Source organism: Ruminococcus flavefaciens (genome assembly GCF_900143025.1).
GTDB classification, from domain to species: Bacteria; Bacillota; Clostridia; order Oscillospirales; family Ruminococcaceae; genus Ruminococcus; species Ruminococcus flavefaciens_I.
Window position 1 is genome coordinate 12771 of record NZ_FRCT01000023.1, and the last position, 23005, is coordinate 35775.

Below are 23005 nucleotides of genomic sequence, written 5' to 3' on the forward strand. Positions count from 1 at the left end.
AATATGAAATGCAGCATAATAATACCTTACTCTTACTCTATTGACAGAGCTGTAAGAGTATTCCATTCACTTGAAAACCAGGATTTTGCTCACGACGAATACGAACTCATCTTCGTAAATTACGGCGACAGTGATGACCTTTCGGAATATATAACAAAGTATGATCCAAAGGTAAGAGTCCGCTGCTTCACACTTCCAAACGGAAGGATCGGTCAGGCAAAAAATCAGGGAATAAAGAGAGCTTCGGGAGAGCTTCTCATATTCCTTAACGGTGACGATATCGCTTCAAGGAACTTCGTTTCGGGACACTATGACACATATAAAAAGTGCGGCAGACCAATTATGCAGTTTGGTCTTACAAAGGAAGTTTTTGAGGAAGACGATAAGGTATTCTACGAAAACAGAGAATTATTCAGGAACGGCATACGCTATTGGCTCACAGAGCCCGAAAAATACGGACTCGACAAGAAAAAGAGCTATTACTTCATAAAGGATATCCGCCTTAAAATGCTGGAGCCTTACAGCTATGATTTTGATAAGGTTCAGTATAAGATGATTTTCACACAGACATCAAACCTCTCTATACCTATGGAATGTATCAGAAGATACGGCAGTATAGACGAAAACTTCCGCGAGCAGGATATAGAGGACTGGGAGTTTGGTTACCGTATGATGAAAAACGGTGTGGATATCGTATATAATCCTAAGGTAGCAGTTCTTCACCTTTACGAAAAGAAGAATTACGACATAGACCGCTATGTTGAATGGAAAGACAATCTTGATACAATGCTGAGAAAGTATAACGACAGCTTTCTCAATGAGCTTGAAGAGTTCAAGAGCTTCTTTGACCCTGTACGCAGGGAGCGAATAAGAAAAAGTGAACCAGGCAAGAATATATGGCTTGAGATCTATAAGCACCTTGAGCGTACTGCGAAAAAGCCTGTTCTTGTAAGTGCAAACTGACATTTTCTTTTCAGCTGAGCCCTTGACCCTTCCCTGACATCAAGGGTCAGCTTTATTTAAAAACAGGTCTGTGAGCATTCACTCACTCACAGACTTATATACTCCTTCCTAAAGCTCCGTATATCGGAGCTTTTTCTCTTTTACAGAAAAAGTGCAGTAAGGCGGTTTTCCTTACTGCACTTTTTTATTGTGTAAACGGAAGTGATATAACAAAGCAAGCACCGCCGAGGGCACTGTCCTCAACGGTAATACTGCCGTTGTGGAGATCCATTATCTCCTTTGCAATGGACAGCCCGAGACCGAAATGTGAGCGGTCGGTTCTGGAGCGGTCTGCGCGGTAAAAGCGTTCAAAGATATGCTCACGCTCCTCTGCGGAGATACCGCAGCCGCTGTCCGAGACACGTACCATATGTTTTGAATTATCCACGCTGTAGGCTATCTCTATTTTTCCGTTTTCGGGAGTATAGCTTACGGCGTTATTCAACAGGATAGATATTACCTGACTTATCCTCTCTGCGTCCGCCATAGCCTTAGGGATATTTTCCTCGGGGAGCTTTACGGAGATGCTTATATTTTTCTCCTTTGCAGGTGAGAGGAAAGCCTCATAGCAGTCAAGAACAAGGGTGTCAAGCTCTGTAGGAGCGGTTTTAGCGGTGAAGCTTCCGTTGTCGGAACGTGCAAGAGTCAGCAGATCCTCGGTGAGGAGTGCAAGGCGTTTGCCCTCTTTTCTGGCTATCTTTGACAGGTATTGCTGCTGCTCGCCGTCACTTGTCTCCATAGCGTCAAGAGCGGAAATGATAGTATTCACAGGATTTCTTATCTCATGTGAAGCAGCTGCGATAAAGTGCGCCTGCTGCTGGTGAGCCTGTTTGACAGGTCTTAGAAGCCGCTTTGTGAAGAAATAGGAGAATACGAAAAGTACGGCGGCTGCGGCTGAGATTATGAGAATAAAGTATATTATGAGCTTTTTAAGCTGGTTTTTCTGGTTTTCGAGTGAATTAACGGCGTATACTTCAGTTATGCCGTTTTCGCCCGATATGCATATGATACCGATGTAATAGCTACGATTATTTACTGAATATCCGAATTCGTCATGGGCTACAGAGCCTGTATATTTCAGACGCTGGATATCCGATGAAAATTTTTCCTTTATACCATCTATAAAGGCTGTATTTTTATTGTTAAGGCTTTTCGATGTAAACAGCATGGGCTTGTCATTGTCATAAATGAAAAGCTTATAGCTGTAATTCATGTTTATATTTTCAAGCCAGTTCTGTGAGATAATGTGGTCTTTTGAAAGAGCTGAGCTGAAATTGGCTATATCTGTCCTGAAGCTCATAAACGTGTTCTTTCTTATATTGCTCCAGCTAAGGTAAAGGTACAGTACTGACATAACGGCGATAACAAGGGTGCATACCCCAGTAAATAGCATAGTCAGGCGGATATGTACTTTTCGGAACATATTCAGCCCTCCGTTGAAAGGCGGTAGCCGATGCCGTGTACAGTTTTTACGGAGGAGGAGCTTCCTACCTTTTTAAGCCTTCTGCGGACAAAATAGATATAGTTGTCAAGGTTGCCGTCCTCTATCTCATAATCTGCTCCCCATATCCTTGCAAGGATAGTCTGACGGGAGAGAGTCTGGTTCGGATTTCGCATGAAAAGCTCAAGCAGCTCGCTTTCCTTATTTGAAAGGGTACAGCTCTCGGCAGGACCTGTCAGCATCTTACCCTCGGAATTATAGCTGATATCGCCCACGGTAAGCTTTTCGAGGCTCTCGATGCCCGCAGGACGGCGCAGTCTGCACCTGATACGCGCCATAAGCTCGCCGAATTCGTAGGGCTTTACGATATAGTCATCAGCACCGCAGTCAAGTCCCGTTATCTTGTCGCTGAGCTCTCCGAGAGCCGTGAGCATTATTACGGGAGTCTCATTGCCGTTTCTGCGCATTTCCGAAAGTATGGTAAGACCGTCCTTGTGTGGGAGCATACAGTCCAGCAGTACAAGGTCGTATGCATTGCGGCTGAGGTAATAGTCTGCGTCCTCACCGTCATAGCAGAGGTCTGCGGAAAAGCCTTCTTTTTCAAGTCTGAATTGCAGAAGAGTACATTGTTCCTTGTCGTCCTCTATAATAAGTATACGCATAGAAGCTTTCCTTTCGTTTTTAGTTATAATAACGCTTGTTTATAATGTTTGTCATACGAACATTATAGCATATATTTTCCGTTAATGAAAGATTTAGAGAAAAATTAGAGATTAATTAGAGAAAAAATAGAGATTAATTAGAGGAGTTTTAGAGATTGATATGATATTATAGAAGCATAAAGACAGGAGGTACACAAAAATGGATACAACGAGAAAAACTTTAGCTGTTATATTATCACTTGCAATGCTTGCTCCCGTTACCTCATGCGGAAGTAAAAAGGAGCCGGCAGTAAAGCCGCTTTCGTCAAAGGGCGGCTATGTCGAAAAAAGTCTCAGGAATTCCGATACGGGCTTGAATCAATATGCTTCGGAATTTACTACAATAGGCGAGAAAACAGGTGTTTTTGTGCCGTCTCCGCCGGAGCTTATGTATATTTCCAAGGACGGTACGAGAGTGTTTTTCAGTGAAGATGAGCACATTGACCAGAACAACAATGATGATATTTATAATGTCATTGCAGCATCTGAAAAAGGCTTTCTTTTAAATAAGGTGGACGGGACCTATGTTATAAATCCTGACGGAAAAAGCAGTAAGGTCGAAGGTATTGAGTTTTATGTATTCAATGCGGAATTTACCGAAAATGGCAGGCTTTTTGCAGAAAGCCGAGTGCATTTATATGAGATAGATGTCAATACAGGCGTAGCGAAAAAGCTTGGCGATATCAATGGAGATAATGTGTATTTCTTTGATATTATCGGAGATAAGATAATTTACGGCGACGGTGACGGAACACATATCTACGATATCGAAAAGGAATGTGAGACAGAAGTTCCCGAGGTATTGGCGGAATTGCTGGATAAATACAACAGCAGCGAGATAGGCAATGTACTGGACATATGTGAGGGAAATGACGATGATATATATATTGCCTGTGCAGACGGTGTATATCACTATTCATGGGGCGGGAACTATGTCGAGCAGATAATAGACGGACTTGTTAGCCGTTTCGGCGACCCGTCGGAAACTCTTGGTTCTATATATTATTCCGATGACGGAGTTATCTACGCTGTTTTTGATAGCGGTATGTACAGCTATACCTATGACCCAGAGCTGGAAAATGCCGTGACATCTGAGCTTAAAGTATACAGCCTTGAAAAGAATGACAGTATTTCACAGATAGTCAGCAGCTTTGCTGCAAACAACAGAAACGTAAAGGTCGATTATCAGGTGGGCATGAAAGACGGCATTACCTACAGTGATGCCGTAAAGGCTCTGACAACACAGATAATGTCGGGAAATGCGCCTGATGTCATAGTCCTTGACGGTCTTGACAACGAAAATCTCATAGAAAAGAATATGCTCATGGACTTGTCGGAATGTGAGGACAAATGGCTTCCCGAGGGCGGTATTATTGAGAATGTCGCAAAATGGAACACAAAAGACGACAAGCTTTACAGTGTTGCCTGCAAATTCCGCATACCTGTAATAGGTGTGGAAAAGAAAGAACTTGATAATATAAAGAGCTTTGCCGATGCAGCAGACCTCTGTGAGAAATATCGTAAAAATGATGACCCGAAATATACTATCATGGACTTTTTGGAGGAGACAGACCCTATCCGCATGGGACTTATGTATGAGGGCAATAAGCTCCTCAGCGGTACTCCCGACAAGGCAGCCTTTGAGAAATTCTATGAAAGCTGCGAAAAGCTTTATAACAATGATAAGTCTGAAGACGGAATGGCATATGCAACTATAGTAGATTCAGAAGATGCGGATCCAATCTCGGAATATTTCTTCGGAACGAGATTTATGTGTACAAAGACAAGCAAGGACTGCATCGCATTGGGAGCAATGAACGGCTTTGAAAAAGATCTTAATATTGTTTTATCAATGAGAAAATCAAAAAGCGGAATAGATGCAGACTACAGGTACGGTATGGAAAATGACAAAAGCTTTGTCCCCAACTGCAATATCGCGGTCAGCGGAGCTTGTAAGAACAAGGAGGAAGCATTCAGATTCATTGCTTCTGCACTTGGCGAGAAATCGCAGGAAATATCTCATTCAGACGGATTCCCTGTAAACAAGGCAGCACTTGAATGGTTCTATGAGAAAAATGACAACAAGGATAATGATTACATGGTTATGAGGTCAAGTCTTGATAGCGATGATCCTAATGTTGGAGACGAATACGAGATAAAATGGATAAGCGATGAAGAGGCAGAGGAATTCAATGATTATATACAGACGCTCAATGAGCCTGTATTCATAAAGTATTCCGTAAGGGATATCATCGAGACTGCAGGAAAGAAGTGCATAGAGGGTGCTGTGACTGCGGAGCAGGCTGCGGAGGATACCGTAAAGCAGCTTGAGCTGAGAATGAAAGAATAATTATGACAAATAAGATCATTTCGAGGAGAAAATGGGGATTTCTGCCATTTTTGCTGCCGAGCCTTACAGGAGTATTGCTGTTCACTTTCCTTCCTTTCGCAGACTCTATGCGCAGGTCGTTCTGTACAGCTGTAACGGGAGATTTTGTTGGGGTAAACAATTATAAGGCTGTATTCAGCAACGAAGCCTTCAGGCTTGCTGTAAGCAATACTGCAAAGTTCGTGGGAGTATGTCTGCCGCTGCTCATATCCGTTTCGTTTATAGCGGCATACATACTCAGCAGACTGAAATACATAAGGCTGATAAAGTCCGTGCTGCTTTTTCCGCTGGCAGTACCTACCGCAGCACTTGTGCTGGTGTGGCAGATACTATTCAGCGATACGGGCTATATAAACAATATCCTTGCATCTCACGGACATGATACGGTAAGCTTTTTAAGCTCGTCATCATCGTTCTGGGTGCTGGTGGGGAGCTATATCTGGAAGAACTTAGGCTATACGGTGCTCTTATGGCTTACAGGCATAATGAGCGTTTCTTCAGCTGTGATCGATGCTGCAAGGGTAGACGGCGCAAACGACAGACAGATACTTTTCCGTATCATACTGCCCGAGCTGAAACCTACGCTTTATACTATTACCATAATATCATTCCTCAACTCCTTCAAAGTGTTCCGCGAGGCTTATCTTGTAGCAGGAGCATATCCTGATCAGCGTATCTACCTTTTGCAGCATCTTTTCAATAACTGGTTCGTGAATATGGACCTTGACAAAATGGCAGCAGCGGCAGTTATAGTATTTTCGGTGATATTTGCGGCAATAATGCTGCTGAGGAAAGCTTGGGACAAGGGGGAACAGCTATGATAAAAAGGCTGCGTACCTTCTCGGTATACGCCGTAATGGCGTTGATATGCGCGGCGGTCATATTTCCTGTATTACTTGCAGTCATACTTCCATTACAGTCCGACGACGAGCTGAGAAAGACTCTTTCGCCTCTTATCAGATTTACAGGGCAATACTCGAAGATAGACTATATCGCGCAATATCCGACATTCAACAATTTCAAGGAGCTGCTGCTGTATTCTCCTGATTTTTACAAGGTGTTCTGGAATTCCTGTCTGATAACTGGTTCGATACTGGTATTTCAGACTCTGACGGCAATACCTGCTGCGTGGGCGTTTGCAAGGTTTAAATTCAGGGGAAGAAGGCTGCTTTTTGACATATACATAATATTCATGCTCATACCCTTTCAGGTAACGATGCTGTCGCAGTACCTTGTGATAGACGGTATGAAGCTTATGAATACCCGTCTTGCGGTGATACTGCCTGCTATCTTCTCGACCTTCCCTGTTTTTCTGATATACCGCGGCTTTGCGGATATCCCCCGTGATGTGGCAGACTCCGCAAGGATAGACGGTGCGAACGAATGGCAGGTACTCCGATATATAGGGCTCCCACTGGGGAAATCAGGTATTCTTGCCTGTGTGGTGCTGAGTTTTCTCGACCTCTGGAATATGGTGGAGCAGCCGCTTACATTTCTCAAGAATAAGCGGCTGTACCCGCTGTCACTGTATCTGCCGATGCTGGGCGCGGATAATGGAGCATTGCTTTTATCTGCGGCAGTAGTAATTCTTATACCTGCGGTGTTTGTATTCATCATAGGTCAGGAGGAGCTTGAACAGGGAATAATCGCTTCAGCACTCAAGGAGTAGACAAATGAAAGAAAAGATAAAACAGAGAGCAATAAAGTATTTTCTGATATTTCTTGCAGCAATGCTGGTGCTTACCTTTGTTTCACGAATGGTATACACGGAGCGTATGCCCCGTGTCAGTTGTATGCAGATAAAAGATCAGAGCATTTCCCATGAATTTGAATATGCCGGAACAGTTGAGGCTCTGAAGAGCCAGCCTGTATTCGTACCCGAAGGGCTCAGGATAATCGATTCAAAAGTTAATCAGGGAGACCGTGTAATAAAAAGTCAGCTTATAATGAAGCTTGATATAGAGTATCTTCACCGAAAGGCTGCAATGCTTGAAAAGGAGATAGCCGAGCAGCTCGAATCTGCTTCAGCTTACTCCTCTGAGGGAAGTATACCCGTGTTTACAGAGGCGGGACTGCGTATCGCAGAGGTCTGCGTGAAAGCAGGGGATAGCGTTTACGCGGGACAGAAGCTGCTGCGGCTTGACGGTGAGCATCTGGGCAGGCGCATAGCTGACCTGCAAAACGAAATAAACGCGGATATCTCCACCCGTGACGGCTATTATGATAGCGAGGATCAGCGTTCGGCGGAGGCTATTTCAAATCATATTGACGAAAAACAGCGTGAGTTAGACCGCTATACGGAGATATACAACAACGGCTGCAATGTGTACAGCAGCGCAGGCGGTGTGGTCGCAGGCGTACCTGTAAAAGCAGGCGATGTCACAACAGATTCCGCGGTGGCACTTATAAGCAGTGATCCGAGTGTGAGCTGCGGGCTTTCCGAAAAGCAGGAGATGCTCGAAGAACTAAGAAAGCTTGACGAGAAAAAGGGCTGCATATACAGTCCGACAGACGGTGTAATAACGGCAAAGAACGCATCTATAGGCGAGTTTACAGCGGCAAATGCAGTGTTTATAGTCTCCGATATATCCGAAGGTATCGTTTTCAGGACAAATATAGAGGAGAAAGATCTGAGGTACATATCGGTAGGCGATGTTTTCAAGCTGAAATTCAGAAACGGCAAGATAAATGCAGAGGGCTGCGAGGTAAAGAGAATTACCAAAACGGCTGACGGCAGCGGATATACAGTGGAATTAACGCTTCAATCCGACAAGCTGGAAGCAGGAGAGGTAGGCTATCTGAAGGGAACTGTGCTTTCTGAGGAAAAATACAGCTGTGTACCGCTCAACGCTATTCATTTCGTAGAAAGCGATGTAAGGGGAGAGATATTTGTCGCAGAGGAGACAGAAGGATTTTTCGGGAAGGAGTATACCGCAAAGAAGTATTCTGTGACCATTAGAGAAAAAAATGATGCCGATGCAGGCATAGAGGATCTCGGACTTTCTCCGAATTCAAAGGTCATAGTTTCATCATCAAAGAAACTGTACGACGGACAAAAGATAAGAATATAATAAATAAAAACGCCCCTTAAAGGCGGACATATAGCTTGTCCGATGCCTTTAAGGGGTGTTGTATTTCTTTATGATAGACTGTTATAGGTGGGAAGTGCGCGTAATAATAATATTAAAGTGATGAAGCTATTTTAACAGTAGCTTGTGTGGGGGAGTTATTCAAAAACTACGCCCCAACCCGCGCTGACCTTACGATACAAGCGCATTTTTTCCTTCTTTTTCTGGACTTTAAGCAGTGCAAAGGCTGCAATAAAGACCACAACGGTGAGGACAGAACCGATGATTATTCCTACCACGCCCTTCACAACGAAGAGTGATACGCACCAGATAATGATAGCAGCAATAATAATGATCGGGAGACAGAAAGATACAAAGCTTCTGTTCTTGATCTTGATATAGTGCTGGATATCTCTTAAACTGAAGCACTCATAATTACGGGCAATAAAGTTATCAGGCTGTGCCCATTTACAGAATGCGGCGAGGTTTTCAAATTTTGCCGTATAGTCCTGATAATCATGGAATTTCTCGTTATATCTTGTAACGCGGTAGTAAACAATAACTGCTGCGCCCTGCTGTTCGGCGTCCATGACATGGATAATAGTACCCACATCAGCCTGACCCCTCATAGCTTTTGTAACGAGAAATTTACGGTCTATCGCTTCATCAATATTGAGCAAGTAATTCATGGCTATCCCTTTCCTTAACGCGAAATATTCACTGTATATTTACACACAAAATATAATATCTTCATATTCCTGAGACCACATAATGACCTCATAAAATTCATTATAGCACAAAAATACGAAAAATGCAATACTTTACTTAATTAATTTGTGTGGCTTAATGACAGTACATTAATTTATCATCTATAAAGGTAAAAAACGAGGCGAATAAACTATCAGAGCTTCTTTTTGAAGTTCAGATTAGCTTTTGCGACTTTCTTTCTGTCTTTAGCCTGCTTGAGCATATCTTCCTTTGACATACTGTCGCCTGAGCCGCCTTCGCTGCCTGTACTTGCATCATCATCGTCAAGGAAACTGTTAAGTCTCTTTCTGAAAGCATTTTCGCCGTTAGACTTAGAGGTAAGTGTAACGCTTACGCTCTGCTGAGGCTGCTGGTAGAGACTTCTCATTGTTGAGCTTCCGCCGTGTACCGAAGGACCCTGATAACCCTGTCTGTAAGGAGCAGCGTTCATACCCTGCTGATACATTGAGTTCTGCATATTTCCGCCGTAAGGTCCCGGCTGAGGATAGCCCTGCTGAGGATAACCCTGCTGAGGATAGCCGCCCTGCTGTGGGTAGCCCTGCTGAGGATATCCCTGCTGTGGGTAGCCGCCGTGAGGATAGCCGCCCTGCTGAGGATAGCCCTGCTGTGGGTAGCCGCCCTGCTGAGGATAGCCCTGTTGTGGGTAACCGCCCTGCTGGGGATAACCCTGCTGTGGGTAGCCCTGCTGAGGATAACCCTGCTGCTGTCCGACAAGATTCGGGAAGCCGCTTGCGCCCTGCTGCTGAGCCTCTTCGGGATGCTCATAGAGTGAGTTAGCTGCGCCCTCGTCCTTATTTTCTGCATTGAATGGATTAGAAGTATCAACGTTAACGTCATCTGCAAAATCAGCGGGAGCGCCGAGTGATGACTCATCATATCCGCTGAGGAAATCAGGAGCTGCCGATGCAGGTGCAAGAGTAGCTGCTGCAACAGACTCATCAGGTGAAAGAACTACCTGACAGCTGCTGTTATCAACGCTTGAATTTACAAGCAGAGACAGAGCCTCATCTTCAGGCTTGAAATAGCTGAAATCGTCAAGAGAGATAACGATCATCTGCTTAGCGATAACGTGTTTTGCAGTAATAGCTGACATTACTGCGATCCTTTCTGCGGGTACATCTTCTACAGAACCTTCATTGATCGAAACAGTGGAAACTCCCGAAAAGATATCGCCCGAATCAGCGATAATAAGACATAAACAAGCATCGTAAGTTGCGAGCTCAGGTCTTTTTTCTTTTAATGTTTCAGCAAAATTCTTGGCTGTATTGTAGAGAGTGCTAATTTCCATATCAAACACCACTTTTCTAAATTTATTAAACGCTTCCTGCGTTATGTTACGTAAAGCTTATGTCAGACTTTTTTCTCAAGCATAGCTGCTTTTCTCTGTGCTGCAGCCTTCTTGTTTTCCTCGACCCTTTTATTTACAAGGTCGATCCTGTCTTTCAGAAGATCCTCATTATATATACAAGAAAGAGAAATATCGTCCTCTGTACCAAAATGAGATCTTTTGCTGAGATTGTTTACTATGATGTTTTTGAAGGTCTCAAGGTTTACGAGCTGACTTGTGATTATTGAATGATAATCAAGGAAGTCATACTCACTGCCGAAGGAAGTATACAATCCGTCGGTAGAACCGTAAAGGGCGATGAGTTTTTTGTTCGGTGCGTAAAAGCTGCTGAACAGTGATGCAGCGTTTGAATTACATACCGAAGCGGTAACGTTTGCAGGTGCGGATTCGTTATACTCCATAGGCATAACAGCTCTTCCGTCCTCGAATATAGCTACGAGACTTCCGTCACCGATCTGTACGCCGAAGGTATAATTATCTCCTGATATTCCTGCAACGAGGGTCGTGCCATAATATGACTCGGGCAGGATAGCCTCAAATTCTTCAGGTGTAAAGCCGCTTTTTTCATCATCGGTTACAGGGTTTTCAGCCAGATGTTTTTCAACCTTCATATTCCAGTTTGAGATTATCTGCTTTTCTATATTTTTAATAATGAACTTATGGTTAGTAGGAAGATTTGCTTCCAGAGCCTCACGATCCTCATAAAAACGGTCTATAGCTTCTATAGTAGCTTCAACAGCGAATTTTGATCCGAGGTGGCTTCTGAAATGCTTTTTGCTTCCGTGACCATCAGCAACTACCGCTATAGCGTAGTGATCGCCGACTTTAAAAGCAGAGCTGTCCTGACAAACCAGATTGGTCTTTTCGTGGCTTGCGCCCATGACCGAGTGGTTAAAGCCGTTGAACATAATTTTTCAGTCCTCCTCCCGAAATTATAATGATATTACCAACCTGTATCGAAGGGGACGTCATCTCCATCGGTCTGGGTGCTTACAAGCTCCTGGATCTGCTGACCGAGGAGTTTCTGTTTAGCAGCAAATACGTCTTCTTCTCCAAGCTCGTGGCTTGTATCGTCTGAGAGCGTCATACTCTTGCTTCCGATCTGAGAAGATGTTACAGCGATGATCTTTATCATCTGAGCCAGCTGTCCGCCTGAATAAGCGTGAACAACTGTATCCTTTGAGCCTGTGAACTCAGCAAGGATATTGTCATTAGCTTCCTGACCGATACCGAGAGCGGCTTTAAGACCAAACTTATACCAGCTGTTGGTCTGGAGCTCTCTAAGACCTTCCTTATAGTCATCGGAAGGATATCCGTCTGTCATAAGGAATATAACAGGAGCGAATGACAGAGAAGGTGAATTAAGGAAGCTGTTTCTTGACATTCTGTGGTTGAGCTCCTTGAAGGCTGCGCCCATGCTGGTAACGCCGCTTGCACGGAGTCTTGCCCACTCAAAATCTTCTATCGGGATAGGATTTGAATACATCCATCTTACCTCGGTAGAGAAGGTAAGAACAGCTATTTTTACATCAGTATCAGCCTCGCCGACTCTGCGTATCTCAGGGATAAGCTCTTCCATAACCGTATTGAGCTCGCCCATTTTCTTGCCCTTCATACTTCCTGAAGTATCAATGAGGAAGAATATAACGAGGCTCTTTTTGGAAACGCTTGTCGCGCTGAGTGGATCGTCGTCAAAATCGAGAATGCTGTCGTCGGATACGGGAGCTGAAGAAGCTGCAGAAGAAACTGTCTCTGCATTATCGAAATCGTCCAGAGGAGAAACGTTTTTGTTCACTTCCGGTTCTGTAAAATGTTCATTGCTCATAATTTACATACATCCTTTCAGTAATACTGCTTTGAAACAGCAGGTTAAATCTGTGCTTTCACTTCGCCGAAATCGATCTCAAGCCCCTGCCATACAGGGAAGCCTTTGCCCGGAGCGATATCGTAGAAAACTCCGTCAGGCATTTTTGCCTTCCACTGTCTGTCCGAACAATTCTTGATACCGAGAACGCCCTGTTTCAGCTTATTCTCAACGAGCTCTCCCGCAACGGCTGTAAAGTCGTCTGATTCGGGAACTATCTCACATTCATAGAATTTGCAGCCCAGATATAGCGGTGTGCGGTAATCGCGGTTGCTGAATCCGATAGTAACGAATTCCATGCCGCATTTCGGACACTTGAATGTCTTTTCGTTCTGATGAATGAACATCGAACTAAAATTTGTTCTTCCACAACCGCACTGTATGATCTCTGACCTGAGGCGTATGAACAGTTTCTGCCATTCATTCTCTATGATACGCTTTGTAGGGTCGCTTATACCAGTAGTGAAGGAGCGGATAAATGCGTCTTTTATATAATCGGGGTAGATTCTCCAGAACTTGATTATATTATCGTGTATACCTCTTACAGGACGATTTGAAGCGTCGTCCGGGTCATACACGAAAACAGCGTTCTGACCGTAGTGTTTAAGCTCTGATGACTCTGTAAGGCAGACATCACGAACGACTTTTTCGCCTTCCATCGGGTCGCCTCTGAAGAGGAGCTTAAAGAGTACTACTGCAAGTGAGTATTTATCGGTCTGGACATTTGGCTGTGCGATGCCTCTTACGACCTCGGGAGCCATATATCCCGGCTTACCGCCGATACCGAAGTTGCTTCCGTCAGGTGCGATGTTATCACAGTCGCAGACGAGGACAGCTCCTGTATTTACATTGATGAAGAAGCCTCCGTCGTTAAGGTCCTGATAGCTCTTACCTGCACGGTGAAGCTGTCTGAAAGCGTTAACAATATTGATAACGCAGGTGACCATAGCACTGAGGGTATTGAATTTTACGGGACGCTTTACGCCTCTTCCCGTAAGTGGGTCTATCTCAAGCTTATATGTGTTGAGGATGTCTACAAAGGAGTCGAAGCCCTCGGGTTTGAGCTCCATAATATAGCCGAATGTTCCGTCTTCCATCTCTTTTGTGAGATATTTTGGCCAGAGGAACTTATTGCTTGGGGGACCATCGTTTATGTTATTCTGTAAGTTCTTGCGGAATGCAGCAGGCTTTGCCATCTTGTTGATGTCATACCATTTAAGAGCCCATTTCTGTCCGTTGAAGCGAACCAGGTAAACGATACCCTGACCACCGCTTCCGATGACGCTGAGCACCTTGGCTTTGCCTCCGAATTCCATTTCGACTTCCTGACCTATTTCAAGCTCTATCATATGATCTCATCCTTTCTTACTTAGTCAAGCTCATATTCTTCAGCCGAGGTCACGAGGACGAACCTTATTCCAGTGGCTAAACAGTATTTATGAACGTATGAATTTTCTATGCAGTAAATAACAAGGTTGGGGCAGTATGAGAAAGCATTTGCGTCGATAAACTTTATGCTTTCGGGGAGGAAGAGCTTTCTCAGCTTATCACAGCCTGAAAATGCTTCCGCGCCGATACTGCTGACACTTGGCGGTATCTCGATGACCTCAAGGCTTGTACAGAAAGAGAATGTACTGTCTTCGATCTCAAGAACGCCGTCAGGGATCTTTACCATTACCAGGTTTGCACACTGGCTGAAGGCACCCTGCTTGATTATTCTCAGACCCTCTGGAAGCTCAAGACCTCTCAGACGCTTACATGATGAGAAACAATACTCACCGATAGCAAGAAGCGTTGACGGGAGCTTGATAGTTCTGAGCGAGCCGAATTTATCGAAACAGAAAGCTTCGAGCTTTGTATATCCGTCGGGAATGGTGATATTTCCGCTGAGCCTGTATCTGAGAGCGTTACGCGGCATAAATACCATCTCGTTGATATCCACAGGTCTCTTTTTTACTTCTTCTGCCTTCTTATCGCCGTCCTCCTCGCTTTCCGGAAGGACCTTCAGCGGTGATTCGTAAGGCCAGCAAAGAAGGTATGTAAAACAGGCAACCACGAATTCCGAAGCATTTTCTGCGAGGAAAAGATCGCCGAGCATATAGCTTTTAGCCTTCATAACAGCTATTTCGTGATTTTTTTCCTCAAGCATCATTTTGAGTATGCCTGTACGATACATATTAATAAGTAAGCGACGCTCCTTATCATAATCAGGGATATGATCGTTGAGAAGACCGATAAATCTATCCCTGTTAGTTACAGCACGGGGGCCGTCGTTTACAACGATAGCACGCAACTCATGCTGGAACTCCATAGTATTTTCAAATCCCTCGATATTCTGCGGGACAGGTGCACCGCATTGAGGGCAGGCAGTAAGCTTTGGGTCAAGTGGTGCGTTGCATTTCTCGCATTGCATGATCTCTCCTCCTGACGTATAAATAAAGCAGCGCAATAATTATATATGCGACTTTATATTGTTATCACATTTAGTATAACACTTTTCAATATCAATGTCAAGCGTAAAGAAAATGAACAGGCAAATTTGAATTAACTTTTACAAAAATGACTGCTATAGTTTGTGCAATATTAAAGCTCCTTTTACCGAGCGTAATATCGGGGAAAAATATCACAAAAAGCAAATCGGTTAAGCAAATCTGTAATTTATTAAGCTAAATTAACGCGATGTATAAAATTGATTAAAATGCATATAAATTTTTTGATATTTTTGTGTATGCCGCGAATAATCAATTTACAAAATAGTGTTGAAATTACGGAAGAAATGTGATAAAATGAGTTATGGATATCAATAAATAGCCTGACTGGGGGAAATACCGTAAGCTCATATGTTCCATGATATGAGGATGTAAGTGGAATATCAGCAGATATCCTGCGGTGTATCGGGTTTAATTGATTTAAGGAGGTTCAGTATAATGAACAGAAGCAAAAGAAAAGGCATATTCAGAACAATTGCTGCTTGCACACTTTCTGCTATGATGCTTATTTCAGCCGGATGCGGAAAGCCTCAGAATGCAGGTGGAAACGGTCAGCAGGGCGGACCGCCGGCAAAGGTAGCTGTTATCACAAAGCAGCAGCTCAGTTATTGGGATGACGTAAAAAAGGGTGCTGAGGACGCAGGAAATGAGCTCGGCGTTCAGATTATGTACACCGTAGCAACAAGTGATAACGATTATGTATCACAGGTAGCTGCTATAAAGGAGGCAATTGCTGCAGACGCAAAGGCTATAGTTATTGCACCTAACAGCGATACAGAGCTTAATTCTGTTTTGGACGAAGCAGTTGCAAAGGGCATCAAGGTCATAAACATAAACTCAAAGGTAAAGGACTACGGTAAGATCGAGTCATTCATAAGATGTTCCGACTCGGATAGTGGTGCGGTAGCAGCAAGAAATGTTGCAAAGATCCTTGAAGAAAAGGGCGCTGACTATGAAAAGCTTGGCAAGATAGCTATTATCGGCCATACAGCTTCTACAGCTGAGGAGCGAATCCAGGGCTTTATCGGCGTACTTACTTCATACGCAAGCCATAATATCCAAAAGCCTTCTGTAACAGAGACAGATCCTGAAAAGCTTGTTGAGGCTAATGCTGCTGCTGAGTCAGAGTATAACAGCAAGCTTGAAAAGTTCTCAAAGAACTTCGTTCAGGGCGACCGTGTTGCAGACCGTGAAAAGGCTGCGAAAGAAGCTGAAAAGCTCCTCAAGAATGACGGAAACGGTATCTCTATCATGTTCGGTACAAACACAAATACTACTCTCGGTATCTGTGATGCCGTAAGCTCACTCAAGCTTGATGACAAGATCATCGTTGTAGGTTTTAACTCTGATGAAGAAGAGCTCAGCTACATCAGAAAAGGTACTCTTAACGGAACAGTCGTTCAGAACCCATACATCATGGGATACGTTGGCGTAAGATATGCTAACAAGGTAATAAAAGGAATGACAGTTCCTACCGAACTTGATGTAGGTGCTACCTTTGTTAACGGAAGCAATATGAATGATGATTACATTCAGCTCTTGCTTTATCCTGATAAATACTAATGGAGGTAGGAAATAATGGCTAAGGAAAAATCAAGATTTAAAGGCTCGGGCGCATACGTCTTTGCGGGAATCCTTCTTGCAATCGTATATCTCCTGAATACATTCCTTGTTGAAGGAATTTACTGGGGCAATCAGAACGTTTCACAGACGACCTCCAAAACCATGAACTCGCTTAATAGTATCAACGGACAGCTTTCAGAAATCAATAATGATGCTATCAGTATCGCTGCCGGCATCAAAACGAATATGGACGCTATAGTAAAGGATACTAACAACCGTTATGCAAATATCGTAGATGCTGAGCACACATTTGAGTCTATCTCCGATATTTCAGATACAGCTAAGAGAAGATATACCTATGCTAAGAACATCATCAATACCTATAAAAAGCGTCTTGACGATATGGGTACAGGTGCTGTAACATCAGGTAACTATGAAGAAATGGGATATATCCTGAAGCAGGATATCTACCCTATGCAGGTCGTTGCATCAGAAATGCTTACATCAACTATCGACGTCGTTTCTAGGGATACAGGAACTATCATGCGTAAGAACACTATCAGATCTTACGCCCTCATGACACTTATGATGGTTGTTGCTATCCTCGGTGAAATTGCTATCTGGCTCTTCGCTAAGAAGGCTAAGAAGGCAAGACTCGAACTCGAAGAGCGTGAGAGAAGCCTTGCAGAGGTTGACGCAAAGCTCAAGACAACTCGTCAGAAGGCAAGCGACCTCGCTGTTATCAACGTTCTTACAGGTATGAAGAACCGTTATGCTCTTGATAACGATATCTCAGACAGACTCGAATCAGGCAGATTCCAGGTCGCTGTATTCGATATGGATAACTTCAGAAGCATCAACGATACTTACGGATATGACTTCGGCGACGAATACCTCGCAGCAGTTGCCGAGAAGCTCAAGGAAGAATTCAGTGAGGTTGCCGAGATCTACAACATCACAGGTAATGAGTTCTGCTTCGTATTCAACAAGAATATCTCCGAGAGCCAGGCAATGGGTATCGCACAGAATATCCAGCGCGTAATGAGCAGTCCTTACGAGGTGCTCAACCTTGCAGTTCAGCTTCCTTGCTCAGGTGCTGTTTACCACTACTTACCGGGCGATTGCCTTAACGTAAACTCTCTCCTTGTAAAGCTTGATACAGCTATGAGAAACGCTAAGATGAACGGCGGTAATATGATAAGCACAGTAATGAATATCTGATCTGTTTAAGATCATCAGGCGGCTGTCAGATATGGCAGCCGCCTTTTTTGCCTGTATATGTGCAAATTACACAAAGATATCGTCGTTTATGGATATTATTCTATTTGACAGAGAGTAGGAAAAGTGCTAAAATATACCTGTAGCATAAATATAGCGTATTATACCTTTAAATGTGCATATATATACAAGAAAGGCAGGTGTTTAAGGTGAAAAAATATGCAGTATATGATTCCCCTACGGGAAGCTATTGCTATAGATACGCCGATACCCTTGAGGCTCTTGAGGGAACAGGCTTTGAGGATATAATCACCGAGGAACAGCTGCCCGTAGTTTTTGACGGAAGAGGCGGATATTACCGCTTCCGACCTGATGAATACGGCTTCAACAGGATAATAGAGTCCGATAAGGATACCCCTCTTGAGCTGGAGGAGATGTATACTCTCAATGATCCCGAATTCAAGCTGGGCTGGATATCTCCCGACGGTGATACCTATTCCTGCGGATATACCAACCATAACAAGTGTGCAAAGATGATAGTAAAGAAATTCTATCCCGATTCAAGATTTCCTGAAAAGACCCTTGACAGAAACGGCTGGCTCCAGGTCATTGACTCATGGGACGGTACACAGCGTCAGCACGGACAGTTTGTGTTTACCGAGCAGGGAAAGATAACCAAGAAACAGGCTGACAGACTCTTTGATCTGGGGCTTTACAATAATGAAGAGGTAAAAAAGCTTATTGCAGACAGCGAAAATGATTGGTGATTTTTAAATTCAGAACAAATTATTTTATTATTGGGCGGTTTACATAAAACCGCCCTGTTTTTTGTGCAGTTTTTTTATTGACTATATTCTCAATTTGGTGTATAATGATTATATATCAATACTCGATAAATGCGCTTGCTTCTGCATTTCACTGCAGATCACCATTCGGTCGGGTGAAGCAAGGAGGATATCTTTTATGGCTGAGCCAAGATTTATAAAAACTGTTCCCTTTGGCGGATATGATAAGGAAACCGTTGTCAGAAGAATGGAGTTTCTCAATACTCAGATACATGACCTGAGAAACGAACTCAGAGAGACAAAGCTTCTGCTTGAAGCATACAAGAAGGGATCGGATCAGGAAAAGGCACATGAGACCGTTCTGGCTGAGGAACGTGCCAAGCTCACACAGGTTCAGGTCCAGAACAATACCCTTAATCTGAAGCTTAAAGCAACCGATGATGAGAACCGCAAATACGAGCAGCAGCTGAAGGACAAGGAAGCTGAGATCGACGACCTGAAGGATAAGCTGAAGGCTGCTGAGACAAAGTGCGCCGCATTAATGGCTCAGGACGAGGCTACAGCACTGAGCAGCGTATTTATAGAGGCACAGAAGTCAAGATCAATGCTTGAAAGCGATGCAAAGACAAAGGCTGCTGAAATTGAGTATAAATCGAAAAAGCTTGCCGAGGATATCGTTTCCGAAGCAAACCTTGAGGCAGAGCATATCATATATGAGGCAGAGATGACTGCTGCCGAGAGACTTGCTGAGGCAAAGAACAGAGCCGAGCAGATGGAGGTAGCTTCCAATAACCTAAGAGCTGCCGCAATAGATGACGTACACGTACTGAAAAATCAGGTGGAATTCATGGAGGAGGCTTTCGAGCAGCTGAGAAATGAAGGAATAGACAGACTGCTGAAGGCAAAGGAGCTCCTTAGCGATACAGAGACAAAGCTGGTCAACGGCGGTATCCCTGTATTCAAAACGCCTGAGCACTATAATCCCGAATATCCCGAAAAGCCTGCAAGCCTTGCTGATAAGATACGCGATAATATGAACAGCGAGGAGGAAAAGCGCAAAAAGCAGGAGGAGCTTGACAAGCTCAGACAGATGGCTGAGTCTATCGGTGCCAAAAAGGACAACGCGGATAAAAATACAGAAGAAAAAGAAACTGCCGATGCCAAGCAGGAGAACGCACCCGAAACAGAAAAGAAGCCTGAGGGCGGAGAGAAAAAGGGTAAAATAGATCTTGCTGCACTTGCGGCAAAAGCAAATTCGATAGCTAAAAAATAAAGTATAGATTTTTCCGTAAATTTTTAAGGAGTATGGATATATGAGTGAACTTATCATCGTAAAACCTGAAAAATGCGTCGGCTGTAATGCCTGCGTAAGAGAATGTCCTGCGCCTGAGGCTAATATGACCAAGCAGCTTGAGGACGGACGTTTCATTACCATGGTCAATCCCAATAAGTGTATTGCCTGCGGTGAATGTGTAAAGAAGTGCAATCACGGCGCAAGAGATTATATAGACGATACAGAAGAGTGTATCGCAGAGATCGTAAAGGAAAAGTTTATAATCATGGCTTCTCCTGCTATAAAGACTATTCTTCCTACAAAGTGGAAGGGTGTGCTTGACTGGTTCAAGAAGCAGGGATGTACTATATTCGATGTATCCTATGGTGCTGATATATGCACATGGGTACATATGAGAACTCTCGAACAGGACAAGATAGGCAATATCATCACACAGCAGTGTCCTGCTGTCGTAAAGTATATCGAGACCTATCAGCCTAAGCTTTTGCAGAACCTTTCACCTATTCACAGCCCTATTGCGTGCAGTGCTATATACATAAAGAAGTATCTGAGAAGGAATAATCCTATCGCAGTTATTTCACCATGTATTGCTGAAAAGAACGAGGCAATAGATACAGGTCTTATAAATTATACTATTACTATCAAGAAGCTTCTTGAGTATTTCGACCGCAACGATATCAATATCGACATTGATACATCTGAGGATTACGAGTACAAGTTTGACGAGGCACAGGGACAGATGGGTTCTGTTTACTCACGTCCGGGCGGACTCAGAGATAATATGTGGCTCCACGATCCTGATATGAATATCACTAATTCAGAAGGCGTACATAAGGTATTTGCCGAGATCGATATGTACGGAAGAATGCCGGAGTCAAAGCACCCGAGGATATTCGATGTACTTTCATGTGAATTCGGCTGTAATATCGGACCTGCATCAGGTACAAAGCAGACTGTTTTCGATGCCATGACAACTATGAGAGCTATCGAAAACGAGGCAAAGAGCCGCCGCAAGTCTACAGGCATCATGGGCAGAGGCGATGACAGACTCTTCAAGAAGTTCGATGACGAGCTGAGAGTTGCTGACTTCCTCAGAAACTACAAGCCGTCTATGCCTACTCCTATACCGAGCAATGCACAGCTGGATCCTATTTTCGAGAAAATGGGAATGCATAACGATGATGACCGCAAATACGACTGTCATGCTTGTGGCTACAATACCTGCCGTGATATGGCAATAGCTATTTACAGAGGTCTCAATACTCCCGATAACTGTATCGTTCATGCAAAGTCAGTTCTCCTTGCAAGACACTCTGCACTTAACAGACAGAATGAACAGCTGGAGGAGATCACAGAGGAATGTCTCGCACTTTCAGACAAGCTGAAGGACAACGTTGCAAGGATCAACGAGAATATGCAGAATATCGGTGAGTCCACATCGGCTACAAGTGAGAGAGCGGCTGTAGTTAAGGATCTGCTTGAGAATGTTGTTGCTTTCTGTAATGACAACTCAACTATGGACTCCGACAGCGTAACACAGCTCATTTCAATCCTTGAAACAACTATCGACGCATTCAGTGCTCTTGATGACAACGTTACTACAACTAACGAAAGCTCTGAAATGATAAATAAGTCTATCAATGATATTATTTCACTGGTTGGTGAGATAAACGAAGTCCTCGTTAAGACAGGACAGACCGAAAAGGTAGACGTAAGCGATATTCACAAGTAATAAAAATAAGGCACAGATATTTCCGAAAGGAGTATCTGTGCCTTATTTTTTTGCTTAAATCGACATTACTGCCGCGCAATTTTATTTATCAGACTTGGGAGCGGCTTTTCCGAGGAGGAATAGCTGTATTTTTACAGCGTCATTATTGGTAACACTGCCATTGTTGTTTACAACTGAAGCATTGCTGAGTCCCGCTGATGTTATGTGATTTTTGTCAGTACCTGTAACGCCGTACTTATTGGGATTTGCAAGGCTCTGCATTATAAGAACCACGTCTGACATATCAACTTCGCCGTCGCAGTTTGCATCGCCCCATACTGTTTTTACAGGAGCAGACACAGTCGTTGTTGTCTGTCCGCTGCCTGATGAAGAAACAACTGTTGAAGATGTGGTGGTAGTAGTTGTGGTTGAAACGGCAGTTGTCGAAGTAGTTGTAGTAGTTTCAACCTCTTCGTCGAGGGCAACGAAATTGTATTTTACAGTTCCTGTTTTGGTAAGTGAATAAAGAGTAGAGCCCTTATAACCGTAGAATGTACAATTTTTCAATATAGAATTATATTTTTTTCCGTTTTCATCTTCTTTTTGACTTGATATCATCTGTTCCATAATATTTGCCTGAAATCTGCATTTTGGATTGAGAACTGTAAATTTTTCCACATCAGGGCAGTCCAGAAATATATGCTGCTGCAATAAATTGACATTTTCCGGAATAACTATTTCCTTAAAGTTATTGTGGTAAAAACAGGAATTAGGCAGAGTTGTAATTCCTTTTGGGATATCAAGATTTTCAAGCGCACATTCATAAAACGCCCTTTCTCCGAGAGTTTCGAGCTTTTCAGGGAGTTTAGTTTCTTTAAGAGAAGTACATTTATTAAAAGCATTTTCATATATATTGGTTACACCCGCAGGAAATTCGATACTCTGAAGAGAACTGCATTTTTCAAATGCACCGGGATATATATCGGTAAGAGCTTCGGGAAACTTTACGCTTTTGAGACTTGTACAGTCTCTAAATGCATATTCTCCTATTTTTGTAACTCCGGAAGGTATCTATATTTCCTCAAGCGATTCACAGCCGGAGAACATACGCGGTGGTATGTAGGTAATGTTTGCAGGAAGCGTTATGCTTTTAAGATTTTTAAGACCATAGCATATTGATACCTTTAATTCATCAATAGTATCAGGTAAAACGATAGATGTTATCTTATCACAACCTGCAATGGAACAAAAAGAAAAGCTTATTTTTGTTACAGGTACAACGTTTACCTCGGCAGGGATAACTATAGCTCATTTTTGTTCAATAAAAGCTATTTCTGCGTGATCCTTGTAGACATCGTAGCTGA

At 43.4% G+C, this 23005-nt stretch carries 20 protein-coding genes; 10 read left to right on the plus strand and 10 right to left on the minus strand.

Annotated features, from left to right (window positions below):
• Nucleotides 1-3 precede the first annotated feature (3 nt).
• Complete coding sequence (locus tag BUB28_RS15645; RefSeq protein ID WP_072952456.1) at nt 4-963, plus strand: glycosyltransferase family 2 protein; 960 nt, start codon at nt 4-6, stop codon at nt 961-963.
• Nucleotides 964-1147: 184 nt separating this feature from the next.
• Here the strand turns inward: BUB28_RS15645 and BUB28_RS15650 are convergent, their stop codons facing one another.
• Nucleotides 1148-2425 carry a sensor histidine kinase gene (locus tag BUB28_RS15650; RefSeq protein ID WP_072952457.1) on the minus strand — a complete coding sequence of 426 codons (1278 nt, stop codon included), beginning with the start codon at nt 2423-2425 and terminating at the stop codon, nt 1148-1150.
• 2 nt (nt 2426-2427) lie between these two features.
• Nucleotides 2428-3105, minus strand: coding sequence for a response regulator transcription factor (locus BUB28_RS15655; RefSeq protein WP_072952458.1), 678 nt, complete (start codon nt 3103-3105; stop codon nt 2428-2430).
• A gap of 199 nt (nt 3106-3304) precedes the next feature.
• Between BUB28_RS15655 and BUB28_RS15660 the strand changes: the two genes are divergently transcribed.
• Genes BUB28_RS15660 through BUB28_RS15675 form a run of 4 tightly spaced genes read left to right on the plus strand, consistent with a single transcriptional unit; the run spans nt 3305 to nt 8604 of the window.
• Entirely contained in the window at nt 3305-5494 is a 2190-nt protein-coding gene (locus BUB28_RS15660) for an extracellular solute-binding protein (RefSeq protein ID WP_072952459.1), read from the plus strand.
• Between the two features lie 2 nt (nt 5495-5496).
• A complete protein-coding gene (locus BUB28_RS15665) occupies nt 5497-6354 on the plus strand; it encodes a carbohydrate ABC transporter permease (protein WP_072952460.1) in 858 nt (285 codons plus the stop codon).
• Nucleotides 6351-7202, plus strand: a complete 852-nt coding sequence (locus tag BUB28_RS15670; RefSeq protein WP_072952461.1) for a carbohydrate ABC transporter permease — start codon at nt 6351-6353, stop codon at nt 7200-7202. The genes BUB28_RS15665 and BUB28_RS15670 overlap by 4 nt, the downstream gene beginning before the upstream one ends.
• 4 nt (nt 7203-7206) lie before the next feature.
• Nucleotides 7207-8604: an efflux RND transporter periplasmic adaptor subunit gene (locus tag BUB28_RS15675; protein ID WP_072952462.1), complete on the plus strand. Its 1398-nt coding sequence runs from the start codon at nt 7207-7209 to the stop codon at nt 8602-8604.
• Nucleotides 8605-8759: 155 nt separating this feature from the next.
• Here the strand turns inward: BUB28_RS15675 and BUB28_RS15680 are convergent, their stop codons facing one another.
• The 6 genes from BUB28_RS15680 to BUB28_RS15705 all read right to left on the minus strand — a co-directional run bounded on the left by BUB28_RS15680 (nt 8760) and on the right by BUB28_RS15705 (nt 14994).
• On the minus strand, nt 8760-9290 hold the full coding sequence (locus BUB28_RS15680; protein WP_072952463.1) for a hypothetical protein: 531 nt from the start codon (nt 9288-9290) through the stop codon (nt 8760-8762).
• Between the two features lie 212 nt (nt 9291-9502).
• Nucleotides 9503-10657 carry a proline-rich domain-containing protein gene (locus tag BUB28_RS17170; RefSeq protein WP_175547874.1) on the minus strand — a complete coding sequence of 385 codons (1155 nt, stop codon included), beginning with the start codon at nt 10655-10657 and terminating at the stop codon, nt 9503-9505.
• 62 nt (nt 10658-10719) lie between these two features.
• Entirely contained in the window at nt 10720-11625 is a 906-nt protein-coding gene (locus tag BUB28_RS15690) for a PP2C family serine/threonine-protein phosphatase (RefSeq protein WP_242940014.1), read from the minus strand.
• A gap of 35 nt (nt 11626-11660) precedes the next feature.
• Nucleotides 11661-12542, minus strand: a complete 882-nt coding sequence (locus BUB28_RS15695) for a vWA domain-containing protein (RefSeq protein WP_072952465.1) — start codon at nt 12540-12542, stop codon at nt 11661-11663.
• Nucleotides 12543-12586: 44 nt separating this feature from the next.
• Nucleotides 12587-13930 carry a protein kinase domain-containing protein gene (locus tag BUB28_RS15700; RefSeq protein ID WP_072952466.1) on the minus strand — a complete coding sequence of 448 codons (1344 nt, stop codon included), beginning with the start codon at nt 13928-13930 and terminating at the stop codon, nt 12587-12589.
• Between the two features lie 20 nt (nt 13931-13950).
• Nucleotides 13951-14994, minus strand: a complete 1044-nt coding sequence (locus BUB28_RS15705) for a leucine-rich repeat domain-containing protein (protein ID WP_072952467.1) — start codon at nt 14992-14994, stop codon at nt 13951-13953.
• A 514-nt stretch (nt 14995-15508) separates the two neighbouring features.
• On the opposite strand from BUB28_RS15705, the gene BUB28_RS15710 reads away from it, so the two are divergent.
• The 5 genes from BUB28_RS15710 (at nt 15509) to BUB28_RS15730 (ending at nt 21662) form a co-directional block, all read left to right on the plus strand.
• A complete protein-coding gene (locus BUB28_RS15710; RefSeq protein ID WP_072952468.1) occupies nt 15509-16633 on the plus strand; it encodes a substrate-binding domain-containing protein in 1125 nt (374 codons plus the stop codon).
• A 15-nt stretch (nt 16634-16648) separates the two neighbouring features.
• Complete coding sequence (locus BUB28_RS15715; protein ID WP_072952469.1) at nt 16649-17854, plus strand: GGDEF domain-containing protein; 1206 nt, start codon at nt 16649-16651, stop codon at nt 17852-17854.
• 206 nt (nt 17855-18060) lie between these two features.
• Nucleotides 18061-18618 carry a hypothetical protein gene (locus tag BUB28_RS15720; protein ID WP_072952470.1) on the plus strand — a complete coding sequence of 186 codons (558 nt, stop codon included), beginning with the start codon at nt 18061-18063 and terminating at the stop codon, nt 18616-18618.
• A gap of 196 nt (nt 18619-18814) precedes the next feature.
• Complete coding sequence (locus BUB28_RS15725) at nt 18815-19909, plus strand: GumC domain-containing protein (RefSeq protein ID WP_072952471.1); 1095 nt, start codon at nt 18815-18817, stop codon at nt 19907-19909.
• A 40-nt stretch (nt 19910-19949) separates the two neighbouring features.
• A complete protein-coding gene (locus tag BUB28_RS15730) occupies nt 19950-21662 on the plus strand; it encodes a [Fe-Fe] hydrogenase large subunit C-terminal domain-containing protein (protein WP_072952472.1) in 1713 nt (570 codons plus the stop codon).
• Nucleotides 21663-21743: 81 nt separating this feature from the next.
• Here the strand turns inward: BUB28_RS15730 and BUB28_RS17545 are convergent, their stop codons facing one another.
• Together BUB28_RS17545 and BUB28_RS17665 are read right to left on the minus strand one after the other, a co-directional pair.
• Nucleotides 21744-22712: a leucine-rich repeat protein gene (locus BUB28_RS17545; RefSeq protein WP_081373570.1), complete on the minus strand. Its 969-nt coding sequence runs from the start codon at nt 22710-22712 to the stop codon at nt 21744-21746.
• Nucleotides 22713-22946 (minus strand): leucine-rich repeat protein, encoded by a 234-nt coding sequence (locus BUB28_RS17665; protein WP_081373571.1) that lies wholly within the window; start codon nt 22944-22946, stop codon nt 22713-22715. It abuts the gene before it with no gap.
• Nucleotides 22947-23005 lie beyond the last annotated feature (59 nt).